26 protein-coding genes are annotated in these 25,615 nt (G+C 63.3%); 16 read left to right on the top strand and 10 right to left on the bottom strand.

Annotated features, from left to right (window positions below; all coding sequences use genetic code 11):
• The first annotated feature begins 28 nt into the window (after positions 1–28).
• The 7 genes from VHN57_RS04525 (at position 29) to leuA (ending at position 6,998) form a co-directional block, all read left to right on the top strand.
• The gene (locus VHN57_RS04525; RefSeq protein ID WP_278985702.1) at positions 29–1,780 is read left to right on the top strand and encodes an acetolactate synthase 3 large subunit; all 1,752 of its coding nucleotides are present in this window, start codon (positions 29–31) and stop codon (positions 1,778–1,780) included.
• On the top strand, positions 1,777–2,124 hold the full coding sequence (locus VHN57_RS04520) for a hypothetical protein (RefSeq protein ID WP_010337168.1): 348 nt from the start codon (positions 1,777–1,779) through the stop codon (positions 2,122–2,124). Before VHN57_RS04525 ends, VHN57_RS04520 begins: the two co-directional genes overlap by 4 nt.
• Complete coding sequence (gene ilvN, locus VHN57_RS04515) at positions 2,124–2,639, top strand: acetolactate synthase small subunit (protein WP_004211828.1); 516 nt, start codon at positions 2,124–2,126, stop codon at positions 2,637–2,639. Before VHN57_RS04520 ends, ilvN begins: the two co-directional genes overlap by 1 nt.
• A gap of 89 nt (positions 2,640–2,728) precedes the next feature.
• The gene (ilvC, locus tag VHN57_RS04510; protein ID WP_004211826.1) at positions 2,729–3,748 is read left to right on the top strand and encodes a ketol-acid reductoisomerase; all 1,020 of its coding nucleotides are present in this window, start codon (positions 2,729–2,731) and stop codon (positions 3,746–3,748) included.
• Between the two features lie 115 nt (positions 3,749–3,863).
• Positions 3,864–4,484, top strand: coding sequence for a YceI family protein (locus VHN57_RS04505; protein WP_037507477.1), 621 nt, complete (start codon positions 3,864–3,866; stop codon positions 4,482–4,484).
• Positions 4,485–4,488: 4 nt separating this feature from the next.
• On the top strand, positions 4,489–5,094 hold the full coding sequence (locus tag VHN57_RS04500; RefSeq protein WP_423282900.1) for a YceI family protein: 606 nt from the start codon (positions 4,489–4,491) through the stop codon (positions 5,092–5,094).
• 230 nt (positions 5,095–5,324) lie between these two features.
• The gene (gene leuA, locus VHN57_RS04495) at positions 5,325–6,998 is read left to right on the top strand and encodes a 2-isopropylmalate synthase (protein ID WP_097382649.1); all 1,674 of its coding nucleotides are present in this window, start codon (positions 5,325–5,327) and stop codon (positions 6,996–6,998) included.
• A 118-nt stretch (positions 6,999–7,116) separates the two neighbouring features.
• Here the strand turns inward: leuA and VHN57_RS04490 are convergent, their stop codons facing one another.
• Positions 7,117–8,499 carry a M20/M25/M40 family metallo-hydrolase gene (locus VHN57_RS04490; RefSeq protein ID WP_278985704.1) on the bottom strand — a complete coding sequence of 461 codons (1,383 nt, stop codon included), beginning with the start codon at positions 8,497–8,499 and terminating at the stop codon, positions 7,117–7,119.
• 194 nt (positions 8,500–8,693) lie between these two features.
• On the opposite strand from VHN57_RS04490, the gene VHN57_RS04485 reads away from it, so the two are divergent.
• The gene (locus tag VHN57_RS04485; RefSeq protein ID WP_026109219.1) at positions 8,694–9,995 is read left to right on the top strand and encodes a dicarboxylate/amino acid:cation symporter; all 1,302 of its coding nucleotides are present in this window, start codon (positions 8,694–8,696) and stop codon (positions 9,993–9,995) included.
• Positions 9,996–10,031: 36 nt separating this feature from the next.
• Here the strand turns inward: VHN57_RS04485 and VHN57_RS04480 are convergent, their stop codons facing one another.
• The 3 genes from VHN57_RS04480 to VHN57_RS04470 form a co-directional block, all read right to left on the bottom strand.
• Entirely contained in the window at positions 10,032–10,799 is a 768-nt protein-coding gene (locus VHN57_RS04480) for a ThuA domain-containing protein (protein ID WP_278985706.1), read from the bottom strand.
• A 71-nt stretch (positions 10,800–10,870) separates the two neighbouring features.
• Positions 10,871–11,257 (bottom strand): RidA family protein, encoded by a 387-nt coding sequence (locus tag VHN57_RS04475; protein ID WP_278985707.1) that lies wholly within the window; start codon positions 11,255–11,257, stop codon positions 10,871–10,873.
• Positions 11,257–12,414, bottom strand: coding sequence for an alanine racemase (locus VHN57_RS04470; RefSeq protein WP_278985708.1), 1,158 nt, complete (start codon positions 12,412–12,414; stop codon positions 11,257–11,259). Before VHN57_RS04470 ends, VHN57_RS04475 begins: the two co-directional genes overlap by 1 nt.
• A gap of 148 nt (positions 12,415–12,562) precedes the next feature.
• Between VHN57_RS04470 and VHN57_RS04465 the strand changes: the two genes are divergently transcribed.
• The 5 genes from VHN57_RS04465 to trmFO all read left to right on the top strand — a co-directional run bounded on the left by VHN57_RS04465 (position 12,563) and on the right by trmFO (position 16,512).
• Complete coding sequence (locus VHN57_RS04465) at positions 12,563–13,108, top strand: GbsR/MarR family transcriptional regulator (protein WP_423282896.1); 546 nt, start codon at positions 12,563–12,565, stop codon at positions 13,106–13,108.
• A gap of 70 nt (positions 13,109–13,178) precedes the next feature.
• Entirely contained in the window at positions 13,179–14,192 is a 1,014-nt protein-coding gene (locus VHN57_RS04460) for an SRPBCC family protein (protein ID WP_423282894.1), read from the top strand.
• A 20-nt stretch (positions 14,193–14,212) separates the two neighbouring features.
• Complete coding sequence (locus VHN57_RS04455; RefSeq protein ID WP_278988384.1) at positions 14,213–14,584, top strand: hypothetical protein; 372 nt, start codon at positions 14,213–14,215, stop codon at positions 14,582–14,584.
• Positions 14,585–14,634: 50 nt separating this feature from the next.
• Positions 14,635–15,042 (top strand): hypothetical protein, encoded by a 408-nt coding sequence (locus tag VHN57_RS04450; protein WP_278988385.1) that lies wholly within the window; start codon positions 14,635–14,637, stop codon positions 15,040–15,042.
• Positions 15,043–15,165: 123 nt separating this feature from the next.
• The gene (gene trmFO, locus VHN57_RS04445) at positions 15,166–16,512 is read left to right on the top strand and encodes a methylenetetrahydrofolate--tRNA-(uracil(54)-C(5))-methyltransferase (FADH(2)-oxidizing) TrmFO (protein ID WP_278988387.1); all 1,347 of its coding nucleotides are present in this window, start codon (positions 15,166–15,168) and stop codon (positions 16,510–16,512) included.
• 16 nt (positions 16,513–16,528) lie between these two features.
• On the opposite strand, the gene VHN57_RS04440 is transcribed toward trmFO, so the two are convergent.
• Together VHN57_RS04440 and VHN57_RS04435 are read right to left on the bottom strand one after the other, a co-directional pair.
• Entirely contained in the window at positions 16,529–16,993 is a 465-nt protein-coding gene (locus VHN57_RS04440; protein ID WP_423282891.1) for an EF-hand domain-containing protein, read from the bottom strand.
• Between the two features lie 45 nt (positions 16,994–17,038).
• Positions 17,039–17,698: a hypothetical protein gene (locus tag VHN57_RS04435; RefSeq protein ID WP_423282889.1), complete on the bottom strand. Its 660-nt coding sequence runs from the start codon at positions 17,696–17,698 to the stop codon at positions 17,039–17,041.
• A 139-nt stretch (positions 17,699–17,837) separates the two neighbouring features.
• On the opposite strand from VHN57_RS04435, the gene VHN57_RS04430 reads away from it, so the two are divergent.
• From VHN57_RS04430 to VHN57_RS04420, 3 genes are read left to right on the top strand one after another with little or no spacing between them, the layout of a single operon-like run.
• Complete coding sequence (locus tag VHN57_RS04430) at positions 17,838–19,748, top strand: TadE/TadG family type IV pilus assembly protein (RefSeq protein ID WP_423282887.1); 1,911 nt, start codon at positions 17,838–17,840, stop codon at positions 19,746–19,748.
• Positions 19,745–20,338 (top strand): TadE/TadG family type IV pilus assembly protein, encoded by a 594-nt coding sequence (locus VHN57_RS04425; RefSeq protein ID WP_278988256.1) that lies wholly within the window; start codon positions 19,745–19,747, stop codon positions 20,336–20,338. Before VHN57_RS04430 ends, VHN57_RS04425 begins: the two co-directional genes overlap by 4 nt.
• Before the next feature lies 1 nt (position 20,339).
• Positions 20,340–20,990: a TadE/TadG family type IV pilus assembly protein gene (locus VHN57_RS04420; RefSeq protein WP_278988257.1), complete on the top strand. Its 651-nt coding sequence runs from the start codon at positions 20,340–20,342 to the stop codon at positions 20,988–20,990.
• A 63-nt stretch (positions 20,991–21,053) separates the two neighbouring features.
• On the opposite strand, the gene VHN57_RS04415 is transcribed toward VHN57_RS04420, so the two are convergent.
• The 4 genes from VHN57_RS04415 to eno all read right to left on the bottom strand — a co-directional run bounded on the left by VHN57_RS04415 (position 21,054) and on the right by eno (position 25,401).
• Positions 21,054–22,421 (bottom strand): pyruvate dehydrogenase complex E1 component subunit beta, encoded by a 1,368-nt coding sequence (locus VHN57_RS04415; RefSeq protein ID WP_037521019.1) that lies wholly within the window; start codon positions 22,419–22,421, stop codon positions 21,054–21,056.
• Complete coding sequence (pdhA, locus tag VHN57_RS04410) at positions 22,421–23,494, bottom strand: pyruvate dehydrogenase (acetyl-transferring) E1 component subunit alpha (RefSeq protein ID WP_004211796.1); 1,074 nt, start codon at positions 23,492–23,494, stop codon at positions 22,421–22,423. Before pdhA ends, VHN57_RS04415 begins: the two co-directional genes overlap by 1 nt.
• A 230-nt stretch (positions 23,495–23,724) precedes the next feature.
• A complete protein-coding gene (locus VHN57_RS04405) occupies positions 23,725–24,036 on the bottom strand; it encodes an FtsB family cell division protein (RefSeq protein WP_004211795.1) in 312 nt (103 codons plus the stop codon).
• A gap of 90 nt (positions 24,037–24,126) precedes the next feature.
• The gene (gene eno / locus VHN57_RS04400; protein ID WP_004211794.1) at positions 24,127–25,401 is read right to left on the bottom strand and encodes a phosphopyruvate hydratase; all 1,275 of its coding nucleotides are present in this window, start codon (positions 25,399–25,401) and stop codon (positions 24,127–24,129) included.
• Between the last annotated feature and the right edge of the window lie 214 nt (positions 25,402–25,615).

Below are 25,615 nucleotides of genomic sequence, written 5' to 3'. Positions count from 1 at the left end.
CAGCATCTTAAAAAAGAGGAGTTTCATCGTGGCCGAAAAGAGCGGCGCGGACATTTTGGTCGAGTGCCTGGTTGATCTGGGCGTCGAAGTTGTGTTCGGCTATCCGGGCGGCGCCGTGCTGCCCATCTATGACGCGCTCTATAATCACCCCACGATCAAGCATGTCCTAGTGCGCCACGAGCAGGGCGCGACCCACATGGCCGAGGGCTATGCCCGTTCGACCGGCAAGCCGGGCGTCGTCCTAGTCACCTCCGGCCCCGGCGCGACCAATGCCGTCACCGGCATCACCGACGCGCTGCTGGATTCGATCCCGATGATCGTCATCACGGGTCAGGTGCCCACGCAACTGATCGGCACCGACGCCTTCCAGGAGGCGGACACGGTCGGCATCACGCGCCACTGCACCAAGCATAATTATCTGGTGAAGGATCCGGCCAAGCTGGCCGGCATCGTCCATGAGGCGTTCCATATCGCCACCACCGGCCGCCCCGGCCCGGTCGTCGTCGACATTCCCAAGAATGTCCAGATCGCGACCGCGCCCTATGCCCGGCCGGAACTCAAGGTCCATGCCAGCTATCATCCGCAGACCAAGGCGGATGCCGCCGCGATCGATACGGCGGTCGAGATGCTGGCTGCGGCGGAACGGCCGATCTTCTACACCGGCGGCGGCGTTATCAATTCGGGTCCGCAGGCCAGCGCGCTGCTGCGCGAACTGGCGGCGATGACCGGCGCGCCCGTCACCTCGACCCTGATGGGCCTGGGCGCCTTCCCCGCATCGTCCGACCAGTGGGTCGGCATGCTGGGCATGCACGGCACCTATGAAGCCAATTGGGCGATGAACCAGGCGGACCTGATCCTGTGCATCGGCGCGCGTTTCGACGATCGCGTCACCGGCCGGCTGGACGCCTTCGCCCCCAACAGCCGCAAGGTGCATATCGATATCGACCGCAGTTCGATCAACAAGATCGTCGACGTCGATGTCGCGGTCGTCGCCGATGTCGGCAGCGCGCTGGAAGACATGATCGCCCTGTGGAAGCAGCGCGGCCATGAAAAGGCGGACCTGTCGGCCTGGTGGGCGCGGATTGCCGAATGGCGCGCCAAGAAGAGCCTGTCCTACCCCGAAAGCGGCAGCGAGATCATGCCGCAAAAGGCGATCGCAGACCTCTACAAGGCCACCCGCGCGACCGGCAAGGACATCATCATCACCACCGAAGTCGGCCAGCACCAGATGTGGGCGGCCCAGCATTTCGGCTTTGAAGAGCCCAATAAATGGCTGACCTCGGGCGGCCTGGGCACGATGGGCTATGGCTTCCCGGCCGCCATCGGCGCGCAGATGGGCAATCCCGACAGCATCAGCATCTGCATCGCCGGTGACGCCTCGATCCAGATGAACATCCAGGAAATGGGGACGGCCAGCCAGTATCGGCTGCCGGTCAAGATCTTCATCCTGAACAATGAATATATGGGCATGGTCCGCCAGTGGCAGGAACTGACCTATGAAAGTCGCTATTCCAACAGCTATTCCGACAGCCTGCCCGACTTCGTGAAGCTGGGCGAGGCCTATGGCTGGACCGGCATCCGCATCGAAGGACCGCAGGAACTGGAGGCCGGCATCCGCCAGATGCTGGAAACCGACGGCCCCGTGATCGTCGATTGCCGCGTGGCAAAGCTGTCCAACTGCTTCCCAATGATCCCGTCGGGCGCGGCCCATACCGAAATGCTGCTCGATCCCAACCAGATCGAAGGCGTCATGTCGGACGAGGCAAAGGCACTGGTGTGACCACCCCCGCCAAGGTCCGCATTTTCGTGACCGAACCCTGGGATTTCGAACGGATCACAGGCACGACCGAACTCACCGGCTGGACCAGCGACCATGCTGACCCCGACAATGAGGAATGGGAAGTGCATCTGGATAGCGGGTTCGAATATCATGGCCTGCAGGTCGATCGGCTGCTGGCCGGCCCACGCTATGTGGGCGAACATCTTCTGCGGATGTTCGACGCGGTGACGGCCTTCCCGGTCCGCCTCGCCCACCCGCAGGACGATGATTGGCACTATGCCTTTATCGGCATGATCTCGCCGCGCCCCGAGCGCGAAGAAATGGAAGACGGGAACAGCATCTGATGCATATCCACGAAGAACAGAGCGAGCGGCACGTCCTGTCGCTGACGGTGTCGAACGAGGCGGGCATCCTGGCCCGCATCGCCGGCCTGTTCACCGCGCGCGGCTATAATATCGACAGCCTGACCGTGGCCGACATTACCGACGACCATGCGATCAGCCGCATCACCATCGTCACCAACGGCCCGCCCAAGGTGATCGACCAGATCATCGCCCAGCTCGACCGGCTGGTGCCGGTCCACAAGGTCACCGACCTGACCGACGCTGGCCCGTTCGTCGAACGCGAGCTGGCGCTGGTCAAGGTCGCCGGCACCGGCGAGGACCGGATCGAGGCGCTGCGCCTGGCCGACGTGTTCCGTGCCAAGGTGGTCGACACTACGATCGAGAGCTTCATCTTCGAGATCACCGGCACGACCGAAAAGATCGACAATTTCGTCGGCCTGATGCGCCAGATCGGCCTGGTCGAGGTCGGTCGCACCGGCGTTGCCGGCCTGATCCGCGGCAAGGAGCCGGCCTGATATTCCATTCCGCGCCGTCACAGGCGGCGTTTCTTTCCACCACTATTGTCTAACGCCCCCTGCATGGGGGGACGAGAAGGGGTTTTCCAATGAAGGTTTATTACGATCGCGACGCGGACATCGGCCTGATCAAGGGCAAGAAGGTCGCCATTCTGGGCTATGGCTCGCAGGGCCACGCCCATGCGCAGAACCTGCGCGACTCCGGCGTTGCCGAAGTCGCCATCGCCCTGCGCCCCGGTTCGCCCAGCGCAAAGAAGGCCGAAGGCGCCGGTTTCAAGGTGCTGCCGAACAAGGAAGCCGCCCAGTGGGCCGACGTGCTGATGATCCTGGCGCCCGACGAGCATCAGGCCGCCATCTATGAAGCCGACATCAAGGGCAATCTGCGCCCCGGCGCCGCGCTCGCCTTCGCCCATGGCCTGAACATCCATTTCGGCCTGATCGAAGTCCCCGCCGACATCGACGTCATCATGATCGCGCCCAAGGGCCCCGGCCACACCGTGCGCGGCGAATATCAGCGCGGCGGCGGCGTCCCCTGCCTGATCGCCGTCCATCAGGACGCGACCGGCAACGCCCATGACATCGCCCTGTCCTACGCCTCGGGCGTCGGCGGCGGCCGCAGCGGCATCATCGAAACCAACTTCCGCGAGGAATGCGAAACCGACCTGTTCGGTGAGCAGGCCGTTCTGTGCGGCGGCGCCACCGCGCTGGTCCAGGCCGGTTTCGAAACCCTGGTCGAAGCCGGCTATGCCCCGGAAATGGCCTATTTCGAGTGCCTGCACGAACTGAAGCTGATCGTCGACCTGATGTATGAAGGCGGTATCGCCGACATGCGCTACTCGATCTCGAACACCGCCGAATATGGCGACATCAAGACCGGCCCGCGCATCATCACCGAGGAAACCAAGAAGGAAATGAAGCGCGTTCTGGCCGACATCCAGTCGGGCCGCTTCGTCAAGGACTTCATCCTCGACAACCGCGCCGGTCAGCCCGAACTCAAGGCCAGCCGCAAGCAGGCTGCCGCCCACCAGATCGAAAAGACCGGTTCGCAGCTGCGCGCCATGATGCCCTGGATCGGCGCCAACAAGCTGGTCAACAAGGACAAGAACTAAGTCCTTTCGCGCACCGGAAACGGAACGATCCGTTTCCGGTTACGCCTCTGGAACAATCGAGGGACGTGGCATATTCTGTGCTGCGTCCCTTGAATGCTTTTGGAGAGCGTTTCCCATGCGCAAATATCTGATCTCTGCCGCTGCCCTGATCGCGGTCGCCGGCGGCACTGTTGTCATCGCCCAGGCCCCGATGGCCGTCCCCGGCAGCAAGGATGTCGCCAAGGTCACCGGCGGCACCTACAGCGTCGAACCCAGCCACACCCAGATCGTCTTCGCCTATGACCATATGGGCTTCACCAACAATATGGGCGTCATCACCCAGCCAACCGGCACGCTGACACTGGACAAGGCCAATCTCTCGGCTTCGAAGGTGTCGATCACCCTGCCGATCGCCAACCTCACCACCGGCATCCCGGCGCTGAACGAGCATCTCGCCAAGCCCGAATTTTTCGACGCCGCCAAGTTCCCGACCGCGACCTTCGTGTCGACCGGCGTGAAGCCCGATGGCGCGACCGGCGCGGATATCACCGGCAACCTGACCATCAAGGGCATCACCAAGCCGGTGACGCTGGATGCCGAATTCTATGGCGCCGGTGCGAACCCGATGAACAAGAAGGAAAATGTCGGCTTCGTCGCGACCGGCACGATCAAGCGCAGCGATTTCGGCATGGGCGGCTTCGTTCCCGTCGTCGGCGACAATGTCGAACTGAAGATCATCGTCGCCTTCCAGAAGTGATGCGATGATCCCCCGCTCGGCCCGCGCGATCCTGCTTCTGAGCCTGATCGCGTGTGGGCCGGCGGCGGCCAGTCCTGCTGGCGGCCCTGCGGTCTATGCGCCGGGCCGCTATCTCGTGGATGGCGCAGCGACCAGGGTCCACTTCCATGTGAAGGCCCTGATCGGCGGCTATGAGGGGGATTTCACCCAGCCCGAAGGCATGGTGATGATCGACCCCGCCCGGCCCGAGCGGGCCGACGTCGACATCAGCTTCCCGGTCGAGAAGATGACCACGGGCGATGCTTCGACCGACGCCATGCTGAAAGGCGACAGCTTTTTCGACATGGCCCATTTCCCAACCGTGCGCTTTACCGCCAGGGACGCGCCCCTCGTCGGCAGCGACAGCGCGACGATCATTCCGGGCGAACTCACCATGCATGGCCAGACCCGCGCGGTCACCCTGTCGGTCCGGCTGACCGGCGTCACGCCCCACGAAGCGCCTGGGATCGCCACCCTTCACTTCACCGGCAGCATGACCGTCGAGCGCAGCCATTATGGCATGGGCTTTGGCCGCCCCTTCGTGTCGGACAAGGTCGACCTGGCCATCGACGCAATTTTCCGTCGCGCCTGACGCCCCTTTCGCAAGAAACGGCTTTACGCTCCTCCCGTCCGCGTTTATGGGGACAGCATCATGCAGAGCGTCGCGCTTCTTACCCTGCTACGACTTACACGCCCTTAGGCGTGGCTTTTGTGCTGCCTTCCGGCTAAGGGCAGCGTCGATCCGCCTAAGGGCATTCATCACAGTCAAGTCGTACCCCGGAGCGCGCCATAGCGTCCCGAGCCAGGAAGTAGTTTGATCCCATGATGCTGACCGATCCTTCGCAGAAATACCGCCCCTTCCCCCAGGTGGACCTGCCCAATCGCCAATGGCCGTCCAAGGTCATCACCAAGGCGCCCCGCTGGCTGTCGACCGACATGCGCGACGGCAACCAGTCGCTGATCGACCCGATGAATGCGGAAAAGAAGCGCCGCTTCTTCGACCTGCTGGTCAAGGTCGGCGTCAAGGAGATCGAGGTCGGCTTCCCCGCCGCCGGCGCGACCGAGTTCGACTTCATCTCGGGCCTGGTCAAGGAAGGCGCCATCCCCGACGATGTCATGCCCCAGGTGCTGACCCAGGCGCGCGAAGACCTGATCGCCACCACCTTCGAAAGCCTGCGCGGAGCGAAGCAAGCCATCGTCCATGTCTATAACGCGATCTCGCCGGCCTGGCGCAACATCGTGTTCCAAATGGAACGCCCGGAAATCAAGCAGATCGCGATCAACGCCGCCAAGCTGCTGCGCGACAATGCGGCGCGCATGCCCGACACCGACTGGCATTTCGAATATAGCCCCGAAACCTTCTCGACCGCCGAGCTGGATTTCAGCCTGGAATGCTGCGAGGCGGTGATGGACATCCTGCAGCCGACGCCGGAACGGCCGCTGATCCTGAACCTGCCCGCCACCGTCGAGTGCGCGACCCCCAACATCTATGCCGACCAGATCGAATGGATCTGCCGCAACATCTCGCGCCGTGACAGCGTGGTGATCTCGCTGCACACCCATAATGACCGGGGCACCGGCGTCGCCGCCGCGGAACTGGGCATCATGGCCGGCGCCGACCGCGTCGAAGGCTGTCTGTTCGGCAATGGCGAGCGCACCGGCAATTGCGACCTGGTGACCGTCGCGCTCAACATGTACACGCAGGGCATCGACCCCGAACTGGACTTCAGCGACATCGACGAGGTCATCCAGACCGTCGAATATTGCAACCAGCTGCCCGTCCACCCGCGTCACCCCTATGCCGGCGAACTGGTGTTCACCGCCTTTTCGGGCAGCCACCAGGACGCGATCAAGAAGGGCTTTGCCGCGCAGGAAGCGCGCAACGACCTGTTCTGGAACGTCCCCTATCTGCCGATCGACCCCAAGGATCTGGGCCGCGACTATGAAGCGGTGATCCGCGTCAATTCGCAGTCGGGCAAGGGCGGCGTCGCCTGGGTGCTGCAGCAGGACAAGGGCTATAAGCTGCCCAAGCGGATGCAGGCCGACTTCTCGAAGGTGGTGCAGGCGCTGGCCGACCAGTCGAGCCGCGAACTCAATGCCGCCGACATCTCGGCCGCGTTCGACGACTATTATCATCAGACCGGCGACCAGGCCTACAGCCTGATCGACTATCATGAGAGCGGCAGCGCGGGCGACCGCATCTTCACCGGCAAGATCGTCCATGAAGGCGGCGAACGCTCGATCTCGGGTCGCGGCAACGGCCTCATCTCGTCGGTGCTGGCTGCGCTGCGCGACGAACTGGGCGTGGTGCTGGAGGTTGCCGACTATAATGAACACGCCATCGGCGCCGGCACCGACGTGAACGCCGCCGCCTATGTCGAATGCCGCACTGCCGACGGCCGCACCGTGTTCGGCATCGGCACCGACAGCGACGTCGCGACCGCATCGGTCAAGGCCGTCCTCTCGGCCGCCAATGCGGTGGCTGTGCGAGGCTGATATCCATCCGTTCGCCCTGAGCGAAGTCGAAGGGCACGGCCGACCATCGGGAGGCCACTTCGCTTCGCTCAGTGTCGGGCTTCGACTTCGCTCAGCCCGAACGGATTAAAGATAGCCGTTACTTCGCCAGCGCCCGCACCACGCTGTCCCACTGGGCCAGTGATGCGGCGATGCCCGCCACCGGCACCCGTTCATTCAGGCCATGGGCAAAGCCGTCCTCGGCCTTCATGAACAGGCTGGAGACGCCATAGCTGGGCACGCCCAGCGCGCGGAAATAGAGGCTGTCGGTTGCGCCGGCCGACATGCCCGGCATGACCGTGATCGCGGGCGAGCGCGCCTTGATCGCGGCGGCCACTGCCTTCACCACGTCGTCCCGCAATGGCGAGGCATCGCTGCCGGTCGGGTCATTGAGCGTGGTGAAGGTCGCGCTTTGATCATCCACCACCTTGACCAGCTGCGCCTTCACGTCGTCGATCTTCACGCCGGGGAAGATGCGGCAATTGACGCTGACCTTGGCACTTTGCGGCAGGGCATTGAGCGCATGACCGCCCGCCAGCATGGTCGCAACGCAGGTGGTGCGCACCTGCCCGACAAATTCGGGCCGGCTCGACAAAAGTTCTGCCGAGGCCGGATCCTGGGTCGCGGCATAGAGACGCATCGCTTCCCCCACATCGCCACCGATCCGCTGCGCCGACAGGCTGAGCGACGCCTTGGTCAGCTCGTTGATCATCGGCGGGAACTGATAGGCCGCGATCCGATCTATCGCCTTGGCCAGCCGATAGATCGGGTTGCCCGGCGTCGGTGCGCTCGAATGGCCGCCCGGATCGGTGAAGCCGATCTCGAAATCGGCATAGGTCTTCTCGCCCGCCTGCAACTGGTAGAGGACAGGCTTGCCCGTCTCGTCGAGCAGGCCGCCGCCGCCATCGCCGTTCAGCAACAGCTCGGCATCCTTATACTTGGCCGCCAGCGCCTTGGTGGTGACCATGTTGGTCTCCTCGTCGCCCGACAAGAGCAGGATGACGGTGCGGCGCGGGGTCCAGCCCTCCTTCTTGAGCTGCGCCAGCGTCGCGACCATCATCGCCACATCATATTTATTGTCTTCCGATCCGCGCCCGAAAATATAGCCATCCTCCTCGACCGGGACGAAGGGATCGCGCGTCCAGTCGGCCCGATTGGCGGCCACCACATCCATATGACCGATCATCAGCATCGGCTTGAGGCTGGGGTCGCGCCCCTTGATCGCCGCCGCCAGCGTCGCAGTCTCGCCCATCGGGGTGATGACGATATCGGCATCGGCAAAGCCCGCCTGCTTCAGCACCGACGCATAATAAGCGGCGAGCGCGGGCACCTGCCCCGAGCCCTCGACCGTCTTGAACGCAACCGACTTCTTCAGAATTTCCTTGGCCACACCGGCATCCGCTGCCGCCTGCGCCCCGACTGGCATTGCCAGCCCCCCTAATCCCAGCATCGCCCCTGCCAGCAATATCCCCCGCAATTGCATATATTTATACTCCCTGATGGACCCGAGCGACGATTGTGGCATAGCGGATCGCGCCGTTCCATGCGTTTGATCGGACGGCGCGCGGAAAGAGGGCCACCTTATCCGCACTGAACCCCTTGAAAGAATTGCTTGCGCGCAATCGGACAGATGCCATCCGATATAGCGCGCCGGTCGTCCAAAGGAAAAATGCCATCATGGCCCTCAATTATCGCAGCTTCGGCTTCCAGGTTCTGCTCGGCATGGTCGTGGGCCTTGCCCTTGGTCTCGTCGCGCGCCAGATCGGCGCAGGCCCCGATGGCGACCTCAACTGGCTGGCGACCACGCTCAAGACGGTCGGATCGATCTTCGTCTCGCTCTTGAAGGCGATCGTGCCGCCTCTGGTGTTCGCCGCGATCGTCGCGTCGATCGCCAATCTGCGCGCACTCGACAATGCCGCCCGTCTCGCCGGCCAGACCCTGCTGTGGTTCGCGATCACCGCGCTGATCGCGGTCAGCATCGGCCTTGCCATCGGCCTGATCGTCCAGCCGGGCGCGGGCCTGCACGGCACCGCGCTCGCCATGGGCAAGGCGGATTCGGTCGGCGGCTGGCTCGATTTCCTGAAAGGCCTGGTCCCCGGCAACAGCCTGGCCCTGTCGGGCAGCACCAAGATCAGCGACGGCAGCGCCAGCACCAGCATCTCGTTCAACATCCTGCAATTGCTGGTCATCTCGATCGCAGTCGGCCTCGCCACGCTCAAGGTCGGCGACAAGGCGGAGCCCTTCCTCTCCTTCGTCCGCTCGCTGCTCGCCGTCGTCCGTGCGATCCTGGGCTGGGTCATCCGCCTGACGCCGATCGGCTCGGCCGCGCTGATCGGCACCGCGATCGCCACCTATGGCTGGAGCGCGCTGGCGCAGCTCGGCACCTTCACCGCCGCCATCTATCTCGGCCTCGGCCTCGTCCTGCTGGTGGTCTATCCGCTGCTGCTGATCGCCAATGGCCTGAAGCCCGGCCCCTTCTTCGCCAAGGCCTGGCCGGCGATCCAGCTCGCCTTCGTCTCGCGCTCGTCGGTCGGCACCCTGCCAGTGACCGAGACCGTGACCGAGCGGCTGGGTGTCGACAAGGGCTATGCCGCCTTCGCGATCCCGCTCGCCTCGACCACCAAGATGGATGGCTGCGCCTCCATCTATCCGGCACTGGCAGCGATCTTCGTTGCGGGCTTCTATGGCATCCCGCTGCATTTCATCGACTATGTGCTGATCGTCTTCGTATCGGTCATCGGCTCGGCCGCCACGGCTGGCCTGACCGGCGCGATCGTGATGCTGACCCTCACCCTCTCGACGCTCGGCCTGCCGCTGGAAGGCGCCGGCCTGCTGCTGGCGATCGACCCGATCCTCGACATGGGCCGCACCGCCGTCAACGTTGCGGGCCAGGTGCTGGTCGGCGTGATCGTCGCCAAGCGCGAGGGCATTCTCGACGAGAGCGCCTATTATGGCGAGGGCGAACTGGTCGCCGCCTGATCGAAAACCGGGCGGCGCGGGCGTTCCGCGCCGCCGTCAGGGCAGTTGGCCGCGCCCGGTCGCCGTCCAGTAGATGCCGCCCATCAGATGGTCGAGATAGCGCGGATCGCGATACATCTCGCCATTATGACCCAGCGTGGTGACGAACACCCGCCCCTTCTCATAGGCATGATACCAGGCGACGGGATGCTCCCGCCCCATCGGTTTTGCCACCTGTCCCGGCCAGATTTTGGTCGGATCGTAACTGCTTTCCTCGACATTCAGCACCGGATGGATCGTCACCTTATAGGGGTTGGCGGTGACATAATATTCGTCGGTCCAGATCCAGCGATCGGGCAGGCCATAGGTGGCGGGAAAACCCTTGTCGGTCGGCGTCACCACCGCCGTCTGCACCATCGGATGGATGACGAAACTGCGCCCGACCATCTTCTCGTACCAGGCCCACTCGCCCGGCGGGGTGATGAGCGCCCGATGCACGACGATGGCATTGCCACCCGCCCGCATATAGGCCTCGAACCTGGCGCGCTGCGCCGGGTTCAGTTCCTCGCCCGGCGTGTTGAGGAACATCACCGCCGCATATTGGCTGAGATCGCCATCGAAGACGGACGTGTTGTTGGCCCAGGTGAAGCTGAAATCATGCAGCTTGCCCAGATGCTCCAGGCTGTCGCGCGCGATCGGTATATATTCATAATGATATTTGTTCGGGATGGCGAGGACGAGCAGCTTATACTGGTCCTCCGCCTGCACCGCTGCGGGCACCGAGAGCGCCATCAGGGCGATGAGCGCCCCGGCCTTGTTTCTCATCCGCCTGTCTCCTTCGCTCGCCTATCGCTAGGACAGCCGGCGACGGAAAGATAGCGCTCCCATGGTCGTAGTCAGCCCGGCAGCAGGCCGATCGCGTCCACTTCGACCAGGCAGTCATGATGAAGTTCGGGCGCCGGCACTACCGTGCGCGCCGGCCGGGCATCCCCCATCATCTCGGCATAGATGCCGTTGAAACGCGGCCAATTCTCGACGCCCACGATATAGGCGGTGACGCGCGCGATCCGCTCCGTCCCGCATCCTGCCTCTGCCAGGATCGCCAGCATATTGCCGATCGCCAGCCGTGCCTGATCCTCAAACGACAGGTCGCTGCGCGGCCCCTGCCCCGCCACCACCGGCAATTGCCCCGACACGAAGATAAAGCCATTCGCAATCGTCGCCTGCGCATAATGGCCGGCGGGTGCCGGCGCCTTGTCGGTCTCGATCCGCGTCACGTCCATCACCATCCTCCAAATCGCGGCCAGACCGCTTCCGCCGCATCGCTACCGCCCCGCACCACATGATAGCGATCATGCTGCGCCCCGGTGGCACAGGCATGATTGGGCAATATCCGCACCCGATCACCCACCGCCAGGTCCGGCAGCGCGCCCGATGCCCCCGGCCGCAGCGCGATGATGCCATGTTCCTGATTGGCATCGACCAGGACCAGATCGCCATAGGGCCGCCCGTCCCGGTCGCAGACCAGGCCATAGCCCTGATCGACATCCTGTTTCGCCGTGCCGCGATCGCGCGACATCGCCATCCAGCCGGCATCGACCAAGATCCAGCCCTTGTCCCGCTGATGCCCGATCACCGTCGCCAGCACCGACAGGGCGATGTCGTCCACCGAACAGATGCCGATCCCGGCCATCACCAGATCGAAAAAGACGAAGACGCCGGCGCGTACCTCGGTCACGCCGCTCAAGTCCGTGGCATGATGGGCGGTCGGGGTCGATCCGACGCTGATCACCGGGCAATCATGTCCCGCCGCCCGCAAGGTCCGCGCCGCCGCCAGCACGGCATCCCGTTCGGCATCGGCGCAGGCGCGCAGTTCGGCATCGCCCCTTGCGCCATAGCTGCCGCCGGCATGGGTCATCACACCGCGCAATGCGCCGCCCTGCGCCAGCGCCGCGCCGATCGCCCGCAGCCGCGCCGCATCGCCGGGCTTCACGCCCGACCGATGGCCGTCGCAATCAATCTCGATCAGGGCCGGAATGGCCGTGCCCGCCGCGCGCGATGCGGCCGCGACCGCCTCCGCCTGCTCGACCGAATCCAGCACGATCGCCAGGTCCACGCCCTGCGCCCGAAGCGCCAGTATCTCGGGCAACTTGGCCGGGCTGATGCCGACCGCATAGAGAATGTCGCGCACCCCGGCCGCCGCAAAGCGGCGCGCCTCCTGCAGGGTCGATACCGTCGCCGGCCCCTGCGCCGTCGGCATCAGCTGCTGCGCAACCTCGACCGACTTGGCGGTCTTGAGATGCGGCCGCATCCCCACGCCCAGCCCGTCCAGATGCGCGCGCAGCCGCGTAATGTTGCGATCCATCCGGTCGGCATCCAGCACAAGGCAGGGTGTTGGCAAGGTATCGAGCGAGGCGGGATCGTCGGAAAGGGCTGACATAAGAGGCTCCGTTGCTGACCCGCAGATTGCCGAGATGCGGCGGCTTTTCAACGGGCTCGACGGATTTCGGCAATTTTTCCTCCTCCGCCGCAGCCCCTTGCCCGACTCATTTTTTTCCGTTATTTCTGTTTTTACAGAAAGGAACGTCATGCCACTTCTCGACCATCCCGATGCCAAGGCGTTCCTGCTCCACTGGGGCGAGATGGGCACCCAATGGGGCGTCAACCGGTCGGTCAGCCAGGTCCATGCGCTGCTCTATCTGTCCGACCATCCTCTGCCCGCCGACGAGATTGTCGATCAGCTCGGCCTTGCCCGCTCCAATGTCTCGACCGCGCTCAAGGAACTGCAATCCTATGCGATCGTCCGCCGCGTCCATGTCGAGGGCGACCGGCGCGACCATTTCGTCGCGGAAACCGATCTGTGGGAAATGCTCACCCGCATCGCTGCGGAGCGCAAGCGGCGGGAGATCGACCCGACCATTGCCCTGCTGAACGATCTCGCCCAGCGCCTAGCCAGGGATGAAACCTGCCCGCCCCATGTGCGCGAGCGCATCACCCGCATGCATGAATTCATGTCGACGCTCGGCAACTGGTATGAGCAGGTCAACAAGCTGCCCAAGTCGACCCTGATCGCCCTCATGAAGCTCGGCAACAAGGTCGCCCGCTTCATCCCCACCGGCAAGAGCAAGGACTAGTCGCTGCTGATCGATGCACCCTGACGCCCGATCGCGCCCGCCAGTTTCGGAGTTTACAGAAATGTCTGATATGAACAACGAAAACCCCGATCCCATTGCCCCGCCCACCCGCACCGGATCGGCCCCGTTGCGCATCGCGTCAGCCGTCGCGCTGGCCATGGCCTTTGCGATCACCGTCTACCTGCTGCTCGACGCTACCCGCGTGAACGGCCTTGTCAGCTTCACCTTCCTGCTGCTCCTGCCGGCCGCGCTCACCGCTTTCGTTGCCTATGTCGGCGATCCATGGGCAGAGCGGTCGCGCCGCTATTATATGACGATGCCGCTCTGGCTGCTGGGCGCGACCATCCTCCTGTCCGTCCCGGTGCTGAAGGAAGGGGTGATCTGCATCGTCATGCTCGCCCCGCTGTGGATCGTCAGCGGTCTGGCAGGCGCCTATGCCACCTACCGGCTGCGCGGCCGGGCCGGCGATCGCGGCACCAGCTATTGCATGGCGGTGCTCGCCATGCCGCTGATCGCGATGCAGGTCGAACCGATGATCCCCCTGCCCGACGCCACCGCCACGGTCAGCCGCTCGATCATCGTCGAGGCCAGCCCGAACCGGATCTGGCCGCTGCTGCGCGGCATTCCCGATGTCCGGCCGGGCGATGGCACATGGACCTTCACCCAGGATGTGCTGGGCGTACCCCGGCCGCTCGGCGCCCATATGCTGGGCGAAGGGATCGGCGCGGTCCGCATGGCCGACTGGGGCCGGCAGGTGCGGTTCCGCGAACATATCATCGACTGGCAACCGGGCCGCAGCATCGGGTGGCGCTTCGATTTTCGCGGGCTCGACGCCTGGCAGTTCACCGACCGGCACCTGATGCCCGACAGCGCCTATTTCAAGGTGACCACCGGCGGCTATCGCATGGAGCCGGCCGGCTCCGGCCGCACCCGCGTCATCATCGACACCCATTATTGGATGCAGACCCCGGTCAATGGCTATTCCCGGCTGTGGGGCGAACTCTTCCTGGGCGACATCGAAAAAAACCTGCTCGCCCTCATCAAGCAGCGCGCCGAACGACCGGTCGCGCCCGCCATCCTCTGATTGCCAAAAGGAGATGAACCATGGTTGAAACCGCCTATGCCCTCTATCTGGTCATCACGCTCGCCATCACCATCTGGGTCGCGCGCACCCTGTCGAAAAATGGCGAGGTCTTCCTGATCCAATGTTTCGGTCATGATGCGCAACTGGCCCGGTCGACCAACCATCTGCTCGTCGTCGGCTTCTACCTCGTCAATATCGGCTTCATCACCCTGACGCTCAGCCTGGGGAAGGAACCGACCAGCTATGCCGAAACGATCCGCTTCCTCAGTGCCAAGATCGGCCTCGCCGTGCTCGTGCTGGGCGGCATGCATTTCTTCAACATGGGCGCGATCGCCCATTTCGGTCGCAAGGTGAATGGCTGGCTGCATGACGGCCATCCCCAGGTCGCCTGATCACCAGCCGGAAGGGTGCGCCCACCCTTCCCCTTTTCCGGGAGGTTCCGATGTCCCATGCCGATCCTGCCCATCTGCGCGGCGCCGCCCGCGCGATCCTGACCGCCGGCCCGTTGTTCATGACACTCTATCTGGCCGCCGATCTCTATCGCCGCATACCCGATGCCATTACGGTGGATCTGGGCATCTTCATCATCCTGCCCCTCATATTGCTCTTCGCGTTGATCTTCGGCCCCTTGGTTGCCGCCATCCCGATCATCATCGGGACGACATCGATGCGCGTCCTGGCATATCATTGTCCCCTTTTTGCCGCCCGCGCCTTCTGGTTGCTCGCCGGCGCCGCCATCGGCTTCGGCGTGGCTTATGGCTGCGACCTACTGGGGGAAGTCCCCGATTTGAGCTTTGCCCTGATCGCCACCAGCGGCCTCAGCGGCTGGCTGGCCTACACGCCGGAATAGTATTTCCGCGCCCCTGTCCTATTGAACCATGCCCCGCTATACTGATTGCATCTCATAACAATATGTCCCACTGGCGTTCGGAAATTGCCGAATGTGCGGGAAAAGTGCGAAGTTAAGCGAATTATGTCCAATCATCAGATCCATGTCATCGGCGGCGGTCTCGCCGGTTCGGAAGCCGCCTGGCAGCTCGCCCAGGCCGGTATCAAGGTCCGCCTGTCGGAAATGCGCGGCACCGGAGAGATGACCCCGGCGCACCAGACCGACGGGCTGGCGGAACTGGTCTGCTCCAACAGCTTCCGGTCCGATGATGCGGACAAGAATGCCGTGGGCCTGCTGCATCAGGAAATGCGCCGCCTCGGCTCGCTGATCATGGACCGCGCCGAACCGGCCAAGGTGCCGGCCGGTTCTGCCCTGGCGGTCGACCGCCATGTCTTTTCCGACGGCGTTACCCGCGCACTCGCCGAACATCCCAATGTCGAGATCGTGCGCGAGCGGATCGACACGCTGCCGACGGAGGGCATGACCATCGTCGCCACCGGGCCGCTGACCGCCGCCGCGCTGGCCAGCAGCATCGGCGAAGCCGCCGGCATGGAGCATCTCGCCTTTTTCGACGCGATCGCGCCGGTCATCCATTTCGACAGCATCGACATGGAAGAATGCTGGATGGCCAATCGCTGGGACAAGATCGGTCCCGGCGGTGGCGAGGGCAAGGACTATATCAACTGCCCGATGAACAAGGAGCAGTATCAGGCCTTCGTCCAGGGGTTGCTCGACGGCGAAAAGACCGAGTTCAAGGAATGGGAGTCCAGCACCCCCTATTTCGAAGGCTGCATGCCGATCGAGGTGATGGCCTCGCGCGGACCGGAAACGCTGCGCCACGGCCCGATGAAGCCGATGGGGCTGGACAATCCCAAGACCGGCCGCTGGCCCTATGCCGTGGTCCAGTTGCGCCAGGACAATGCGTCGGGCACGCTGTGGAACATGGTCGGGTTCCAGACCAAGCTGAAGCATGGCGCCCAGGTCGAGCTGTTCCGCACCATTCCGGGCCTGGAAAAGGCCGAGTTCGCGCGACTGGGTGGGCTGCACCGCAACACCTTCATCCAGAGCCCCAAGCTGCTCGACCCGACGCTGCGTCTGAAAAGCGCGCCACATATCCGCTTCGCCGGGCAGATGACCGGGTGCGAGGGCTATGTCGAAAGCGCCGCCATCGGCCTCATCGCCGGGCGTTTCGCTGCGGCCGAGATATTGGGCCAGGAATTGGCGCCGCCGCCCGCCGACACGGCACTCGGCGCGCTGCTCGGCCATGTCACCGGCAATGTCGAGACCGCCGACTATCAGCCGATGAACGTCAATTTCGGCCTGTTCCCGACGCTCGACGACGTCAAGAAGAAGCAGCGCAAGGAAGCCTATACCGCCCGCGCCCGCGCCTCCTTCGGTCGCTGGCTGGGTGAGGTGGTGGAACCGGCCTGATCCGTCAGGCACAGGCTCAGCATTTGCAGCGCGGTTTCGCCGCCCGCTTCGGCGCGGTGGTGGCGAACTCGGCCGGAGTCAGCTTGCCGTTCTTGTCGGCATCGGCCCCGGCAAAACGATCCGCGGTGGCCACCGCCCATTCCTCGAACGACAGGAGATTATCCTTGTTCGTATCGAGCTGTTTGAACGCGGCGGTTCGGCTGCCCAGCATCTCGATCCGGCTGATGATGCCGTCGCGATTGCGGTCATAACGGGCGAAGCGCTTTTCCTCGCGGCTCTGCGGGCTGGCCTCGCCGGGCATCGGCGGCGCCTCCCCGACCGCATCGGGATCGCCCTCTGGCAAGGCTTCGTTGGCTGGCGGTGGCGGCGGCGCGAGCAAAGCCTTGGGCGGCGGCTCGTTGGTCGCCCGCCCCTGCCACCAGAACAGGCCGGCCGCGACCAGCAGCAACGCCCCCATGCCACCTGCCAGCAACCGTCCCATCGCCCGCTCCCCCGTTCGTGACGGCAGCGAACCTATCGCGATCGACTAGCGCCCGACAAGCGCGATCCGCATCAGCCGCCAGACCATGCTCCGCGTCAGCCCGACCGGCGCCCGCTGTCCTCGCTCGACATCATGCCGCGCCAGCAAATAGGCGATGCGCAGCGGCTTCCACGCCCTGGGCCACGCCGGATCGCCCACCTGCGGCAACAGGTCGCGGGCCAGACCGATGGCCGCATCCGCCAGTGCCTCGTCGCCGCTATGGGCGGACAGATCCCACAGCGCCCAGACTTTGCCCGCCGCGATCAGCCAGTCGGGCGCATCAGCCACATCGGCCAGCGCCTGGAACAGCCCGCCGCCGCGGCCGGCAGCATAGTCGCGCAAGCCGGTGAGATCGATCTCCGGCTCCACCACCAGCACTTCCCAGCCATCTAGAATCGCCGGGATACCGGGCGCGGCCAGCGCGCCGATCGCGCGGAGCCAGTCGACCACCGGTTCGCCCTGCCCCTTGACTCCCGCCTCGTCACTGACGAGGCCCAGCCACCAGGCGAGGCGCATCTGCCCGATCGCCGCATCGCTGGTGGTTCGCGCAATTTGCGCAAAGCGCTGATCCAGCGCCCAGAGCGCCCGATGCCGCTCGGCAAAGCGCCCGGCATGCCCGGAAAGCAGGCGCGCCAGCGGCGCCAGATCGTCCGTGCGATCCATCATTTCGATCCCGATCTAAAAATGGCTTATCAATCCTTTAACCAGACTTCGCATAGAGACCCTAACCAGTCCCGTTGCATGGCCGACGATGGCCCTGTCCAGATTTCTGGGGGGAAACGGGCGACATGGGTGAATGCGGAACATGGGCAAGCAGATCAAGCGCGCGATGACATTCCTCGGCCGGCTTCGGCGCAACCAGGCGGGCAATACGCTCGCCATGGTGGCCGCAGCCGTCATTCCGCTCGCAGCGCTGATCGGCGGCGGCGTCGACATGAGCCGCGCCTATATGGCTAAGGCCCGTCTGCAGCAAGCCTGTGACGCTGGCGCGCTGGCTGGCCGACGCTCCATGACGACCTCGTCCATGACGTCCACGGACATTGCGGAAGCGAAGAAATTCTTCGATTTCAACTTCCCGCAAAAAACCTTTCAGACTGACGAATTTGATCCGAACATCCGCAGCGATCCGAGCCTGACGACCACCGTGCTGGTCTCCGCCGACACGCGCATCCCGACCACGATCATGCGGATATTGGGCTTCCAATATCTCAATCTGTCGGTGTCCTGCAGCTCGAAATTCGACATCGGCAATACCGATGTAATGCTGGTGCTGGACACCACCGGTTCGATGAGCAGCAATATCAGCGACGGCAATAACGGAACGACGACGCGTATTGCAGCCCTGCGCCAGGCTGTGCGCGCCTTCTACGACACGCTTGGCCCCGGCAACACCAATACCGGGCGGGTGCGCTATGGCTTCATGCCCTATGCCAGCAACGTCAATGTCGGATATCTGCTCCCCAAGACGGCTCTTGTGGGCGGAAATTCGGGGGACACATGGACCTATAATACGCGGCGCAAGGCCTATTATCAGGATACCAGCTCTACGGCCGCCACGACATGCTACCGCAGATATAACAGCAATTCCTGCTATACGAATTCATCGTCGGCGACGAATAGCAATAACACGACCATTTCGTCGAGCGACTGCACATCATGGGGCAGCAGCAGCCCTGCACTGAGCGGCTCTGCGCCCGGCACGATCACGAAAATCACCTACAGCACATATAGCTGGAACGGGAGCACCAGCAATTTCTCGGGCAATGGCAGTAGATCCTGCATCCGCAAGGAAGTCACGACAACCCATACTGCCAGCCTGACCAGCGGTTCCGGATGGAGCGCTTTTTGGCAATATCAGGCGCTTGCGCAGCCCGTATCCGCTTATGTCGCCGGGACCGAGATCACAAACCCCGCCTATGACGACGGCACGAAGTCGACTTGGGCCGGCTGCATCGAGGAACCCGATACGATCAGCACGATCGATTCGAGCACCTCGTCCAGTTCCGTCCCCGCTGGCGCGAACGATCTGAACATCGACCTGATCCCTGATTCCAATGCGACGCGCTGGCGGCCGCTCTGGCCGGACGTCTCCTGGCACCGATACTCGACCCCTGCTACCGCCCCCGCTTGGACGACCTGGGGCGGTGATCAGGCGGCCTGCCCCACAGCAGCTCGGCCACTGGCAGAATATGCATCGCGGGATGCGGCGCCCAGCAACGATCCCAGCGCCTCCTCCTTCAACACCTATGTCAACTCGCTGGAGCCTTGGGGCTTCACCAACCACACAACCGGGATGATCTGGGGTGCCCGTATGATGTCGCCCAACGGGATTTTCGCCGCCAATAACGGCGCGGCGCCCAATGGCTTCACCATTTCGCGCCACGTCATCTTCATGACGGACGGTGCGATGACTGCATCGGAAGGCAATTATGACGGCTGGGGCATCAACAAGCTGGACGGCCGACTTGCGCCGACCGGCACCAGCACCTCTGATCTGGTGACGATCCAGAACAAGCGCTTCTCGATTGCCTGCGAAGCCGCCAAGCGCAAGGGCATCACCATCTGGGTGATCGTCTTCGCCAGCGCCTCCAACACCACGCTCGACAGTTGCGCTTCGAGCAGCGACCATGTCGCCGTGTCCACCAATGCGGCCGCATTGACCACACAGTTCACGACCATTGCCCAGAATATCGGCGGGTTGAGGTTGTCGCAATGATCGCGCGCCTCCTGCCTGTCCGCAACCTTGCGGCTGATAGCCGCGGTGCGACGCTGGTCGAGTTCGGCTTCGTCATAGGGCCGCTCTGCCTCATCATCATGGGCATCGCCGACCTGGGCTATCAAAGCTATCTCAACGCCGTCACCAAGGGCGTTCTGGACCAGGCTGCCCGCGCAGCCTCGGTCGGCACGATGACCTCGGCCCAGATCGATACCTATATCAATCAGCGTATGGCCCCCATCGTATCGAAAAAGGGCAGCGTGGATATCACCAAGACCAGCTATTATAATTTCTCGCGGATCGGGAAGCCCGAAAAGATCCTGACCGATACCGCGCCATTGGGCACCTATAACGCAGGCGACTGCTTCGAAGACAGCAACGGCAACGGCATCTATGACACGAGCGCCGGTGCGACCGGCCTCGGCAGCGCCGACGACGTCGTCTATTATCAGGTCACGGTCACCATGCCCCGCCTATTTCCCATGGCGAAAATCCTTGGCTGGTCAGCGACGCAGACCGCCACGTCATCGGTCATTCTTCGCAACCAGCCCTGGTCCAACCAGATCAGCCCGACGAAAGTCTGCACCTGACATGCGCATGCCTTCGCTCCCCCTTTTGCGCCGACTGCGGCAAGATCAATCAGGTCTGGCCCTGATCGAGTTCGCCTATTCGCTGCCTGTCCTGCTGGCGTTGACGCTGGGCGGGCTGGAAGTCGCCAATCTGGCCATCACTCATATGAAATTGAGCCAGCTTGCCATGCTGGTCGCCGACAATGCCTCACGCGTGCGCGCCTCGATCGACGAGGCCGATATCAACGAGATATTCAGTGGTGCTGCTCTGTCCGCCAATGGACTCAATTTCGCCGCCAATGGAAAGATTTTCCTGTCGGACCTGGAACCCAACAAGCAGGATGCGCCCAATACAGGCCAATATATCCGCTGGCAGCGCTGCTATGGCAGCGGCAATTTCACATCTACCTATGGCACGACCGACAATGGCAAGACCGACGCCAGCATGGTCGACGGCATGGGACCAGCCGGCCGCCAAATCAAAGCAGGCAACGGCACCGCGGTGATGTTCGTCGAAGTCGCCTATAAATATCAGCCGCTCATTTCGAACAGCATCTTCGGCGAGAAGACGATCCGCTACACCAGCGCCTTCAACGTCCGTGAACGCACGGATCAACAAATGAAGAATGCGGGCAAGCTGACGACCGCTCAGACAGCAGCCTGTCCCACCTGAAAATCGGCAGAAACAGCGTGAATAGAAAAAGGGGCGATCCGATCGGACCGCCCCTTTTCATTCTTACTTGTAGCAGACCTTCTTGGCCGCTTCGACGACGCGAGCCGCGTCGATCAGTGCCAGCTTTTCGAGGTTTGCGGCATAAGGCAGCGGCACATCCTCGTTGGTGACGCGCAGCACCGGGGCGTCGAGATCGTCGAAGCCCTTTTCCATGACGACCGCGGCGATTTCCGACGCGATCGAGCAGGTCGGCCAGCCTTCTTCCACCACCACCAGGCGGTTGGTCTTCTTGAGGCTCTCCAGAACCGTCGCGGTATCGAGCGGACGCAGCGTGCGCAGGTCGATCACTTCCGCATCGATGCCTTCTGCAGCAAGCTGCTCGGCCGCGTCGAGCGCCAGGCCCACGCCGATCGAGTAGCTGACCAGGGTCACGTCCTTGCCCGGACGCATGATGCGCGCCTTGCCGATCGGCAGGACATAATCGTCGACCTTGGGCACGTCGAAGCTGCGACCATAGAGAAGTTCATTCTCCAGGAACACGACCGGGTCGGTCGAGCGGATCGCGGCCTTCAGCAGGCCCTTGGCATCGGCCGCGTCATAGGGCGCGATCACGATCAGGCCGGGAACCGCGGCGTACCAGGGGCCGTAGTTCTGCGAGTGCTGTGCGCCGACGCGGCTGGCCGCGCCGTTGGGACCACGGAACACGATCGGGCAGCGCATCTGGCCGCCGGACATATAGTTCGTCTTGGCCGCCGAGTTGATGATGTGGTCGATCGCCTGCATGGCGAAGTTGAACGTCATGAACTCGATCACCGGACGCAGGCCACCCATGGCCGCGCCCGAACCGATGCCGGCAAAGCCATATTCGGTGATCGGCGTGTCGATGACGCGCTTGGGACCGAATTCGTCGAGCAGGCCCTGGGTCACCTTGTAGGCGCCCTGATATTCGGCGACTTCCTCGCCCATCACGAAGACGCGCGGGTCCGACCGCATTTCCTCGGCCATGGCGTCGCGCAGCGCTTCACGCACCGTCGTCTTGACGAACTCGGTGCCGGCCGGGAGATCCGGATCCTGCACGGTCGCCTTGGCTTCCGACGCCAGCTTGGAAGTGCCGCTTTCCGCCTTCTTGGGGGCTTCTTCGGCCTTGGGCGCTTCGGTCTTCGGCGCAGGTGCCGGGACCGCTTCGCCGCCCTCGCCCGCCATCGTCGCGATGACAGTGCCGACCTTCACGCCCTCGGTGCCTTCGGCAATCACGATCTGGCCGATCTTGCCTTCGTCGACGGCTTCGAATTCCATCGTCGCCTTGTCGGTCTCGATCTCGGCGAGGATGTCGCCGGACTTCACTTCATCGCCTTCCTTCACCAGCCACTTGGCCAGCGTGCCCTCTTCCATCGTCGGCGAGAGCGCCGGCATCTTGATTTCGATACCCATTAATATTGCTCCACCAGCACGTCGGTATAGAGTTCATGCATCTCAGGTTCGGGCGAGGTTTCGGCGAAATCGGCCGCTTCGGCGACGATCTTGCGGATATCCTGGTCGATGACCTTGATCTCGTCCTCGCTGACGCCGGCGTCGATCAGATATTTCTTCACGCCCTCGATCGGGTCGCTGTTGTCGCGCACCGCCTGGACCTCGTCACGCGAACGATATTTGGCCGGATCGGACATGGAGTGGCCGCGATAGCGGTAGGTCTTCATTTCCAGCAGGATCGGGCCATTGCCGCCCTGGACCCACTTGAGCGCTTCCTCGGTCGCACCGCGCACCGCCAGAACGTCCATGCCGTCGACCTGGATGCCGGGGATGCGGAAGCTCTCGCCACGGCGATAAAGCTGGTCTTCCGACGAGGCGCGATTGACGCTGGTGCCCATGGCATATTGGTTGTTCTCGATCACGAAGATGATCGGAAGCTTCCACAGTTCGGCCATGTTGAACGATTCGTAGACCTGGCCCTGGTTGGCCGCGCCGTCGCCGAAATAGGCAACGCACACGCCGCCATCGTCATTATATTTGTGGGCGAAGGCGAGGCCCGCGCCGAGCGACACCTGGGCGCCGACGATGCCGTGGCCGCCATAGAATTTATGCTCGACGCTGAACATGTGCATCGAACCGCCCTTGCCGCGCGAAATGCCGGCTTCGCGGCCGGTCAGTTCGGCCATGATGACCTTGGGATCGATGCCATAGGCGAGCATGTGACCATGGTCGCGATAGCCGGTGATCACGCTGTCCTTGCCGGGCTTCAATGCCGACTGGATGCCGACCGCAACCGCTTCCTGGCCGATATAGAGGTGACAGAAGCCGCCGATGAAACCCAGACCATAAAGCTGGCCGGCCTTTTCCTCGAAGCGGCGGATCAGAACCATCTGCCGATAGAATTCCAGCAGCTCTTCCTTGCTGGCCTTGTAGTCGGTGGGCGTTTCGGGGCGCGGACGATTATGGTCCGCACCGGCCGGCACTGCGGCCTTTGCCTTTGCGCTGTCGGCGCGCGGCGTGGTTGGTTTCGCCAAGGCTATTATCCTTTTGCGTGGGTAGGATGGAAGGAAGCCCGATATGCGTCAGAGTTGCATAGATTGCAACGGCGGACCCCACGGAATCCCGGCATAATGAATGTCCCGAGTGCAAAAACGACAATCCATGACAACGCTGTCGAAAACGGGCCACGAACGGCTGGCAACAAAATGTTGCCGCGACAGGATTTTACCAAATAAATGGAAAGCGCACCCTATCGACGCGCGGATCAGTTGAGCGGAACGATCACTTCATCATGGTGAATCACGCCGAGCTGGCGACGGATCAGTTCGTCAGACAGATCGGGATCGACGCGGCGCGGATTGAGTAGGTCCACCCGGTTGCGCAACTCCTGCCGATGCAGCTGGACGATCTTGAGCTCAGCCTTCGCATCGCGCAGTTGGCGCGAATAATCGCCCCAGGCGAGCACGCCATTGGAGCCGAGCACCACATAGCCAGCGAAGAAAAGCAGCAACAGCACCGCGATTGCCGGCCCGAGGGCCGACATCAATAGCATGCGGAGCTTCGCGATATGCGCCATGAAATGCTTGAATCACAGGATTCGGCCGGTCGCAAGCAAAAACATGCCCTATGCGACCAGCCGAATCCCTAACCTTAAATCAGCCGTGGATCAGCGGAAGATCGAACGACCGGCATAGACGGCCATGTCGCCCAGTTCCTCCTCGATACGGATCAGCTGATTATACTTGGCAAGCCGGTCCGAACGAGCGAGCGAGCCGGTCTTGATCTGACCGCAATTGGTGGCGACGGCGAGGTCGGCAATGGTCGAATCCTCGGTCTCGCCCGAACGGTGCGACATGACCGCCGTGTAGCGGGCACGATGCGCCATATCGACGGCGGCGAGCGTTTCCGACAGCGTGCCGATCTGGTTGACCTTCACCAGCAGCGAGTTGGCCAGCCCCTTGCCGATGCCCATCGACAGGCGGGCCGGGTTGGTGACGAACAGATCGTCGCCGACCAACTGGACCTTGTCACCGATCTTGTCGGTCAGCGCCTTCCAGCCCTCAAAATCATCCTCGCTCATGCCATCCTCGATCGACTTGATCGGATAGTCGGCGGCCAGCGCGGCGAGATAATCGGCCATTTCGACCGGCGAAAGCGACAGGCCTTCGCCCGAAATCTCGTACTTGCCGTTCTTGAAGAATTCGGTCGCGGCGCAGTCCAGCGCCAGCACGACATCGTCACCGGGCTTGTAGCCGGCCTTTTCGACCGACAGCATGATGAAGTCGAGCGCATCGCGGGTCGAGGCGATGTTGGGGGCAAAGCCGCCCTCGTCACCAACCGAGGTCGCCAGGCCCTTGTCGTGCAGGCCCTTCTTGAGGGTGTGGAAGATTTCCGAACCGATGCGCACGGCGTCGGCGATGCTCTCCGCACCGACCGGCATGATCATGAATTCCTGGAAGTCGATCGGGTTGTCGGCATGCTCGCCGCCGTTGATGATGTTCATCATCGGCACCGGCAGGACATGCGAGGAGACGCCGCCGACATAGCGATAGAGCGGCAGGCCGCGCGCGTCGGCGGCTGCCTTAGCTGTGGCCAGCGACACGCCCAGGATCGCGTTGGCGCCCAGACGCGACTTGTTCTCGGTGCCGTCGAGCGCGATCATCGCGGCATCGACTTCGCCCTGGTCCTCGGCATCGAGGCCGATGAGCTGCTCGGCAATCTCGTCATTGACGGCGGCGACAGCGGCCAGCACGCCCTTGCCCAGATATTTACTCTTGTCGCCGTCGCGCTTTTCGACCGCCTCATAGGCACCGGTCGACGCGCCCGAGGGCACAGCGGCGCGGCCGAAGCTGCCATCTTCCAGCATCACGTCGACTTCGACGGTCGGATTGCCGCGGCTGTCGAGAATCTGGCGGGCGTGGATATCGAGAATGGCGGTCATGATCGCTCCCTGATCTGGGCCCGGACACGCGCCGGGCGGCCTTTTCGCGGCCCCGCTTAGCCAGCAGCCCCAAACTTGGCAATCCGGGGGACTTGCCATGGGACAAAAAATGCCGATGCTCAAAATAGTAACGGCGCCGGAACTGTAGGCCGCCGCCAAGCATTAGGATCATGACAGCCCGCTCCGCGCGGGACCATGAGGTTGAGCTTTAGGG

Origin of the sequence: Sphingobium salicis subsp. salicis (genome assembly GCF_049472635.1) — a bacterium.
GTDB classification, from domain to species: Bacteria; Pseudomonadota; Alphaproteobacteria; order Sphingomonadales; family Sphingomonadaceae; genus Sphingobium; species Sphingobium yanoikuyae_A.
The sequence above is the reverse complement of the archived record's forward strand: the minus strand, read 5'-3'. Positions and strand labels throughout refer to the sequence as shown.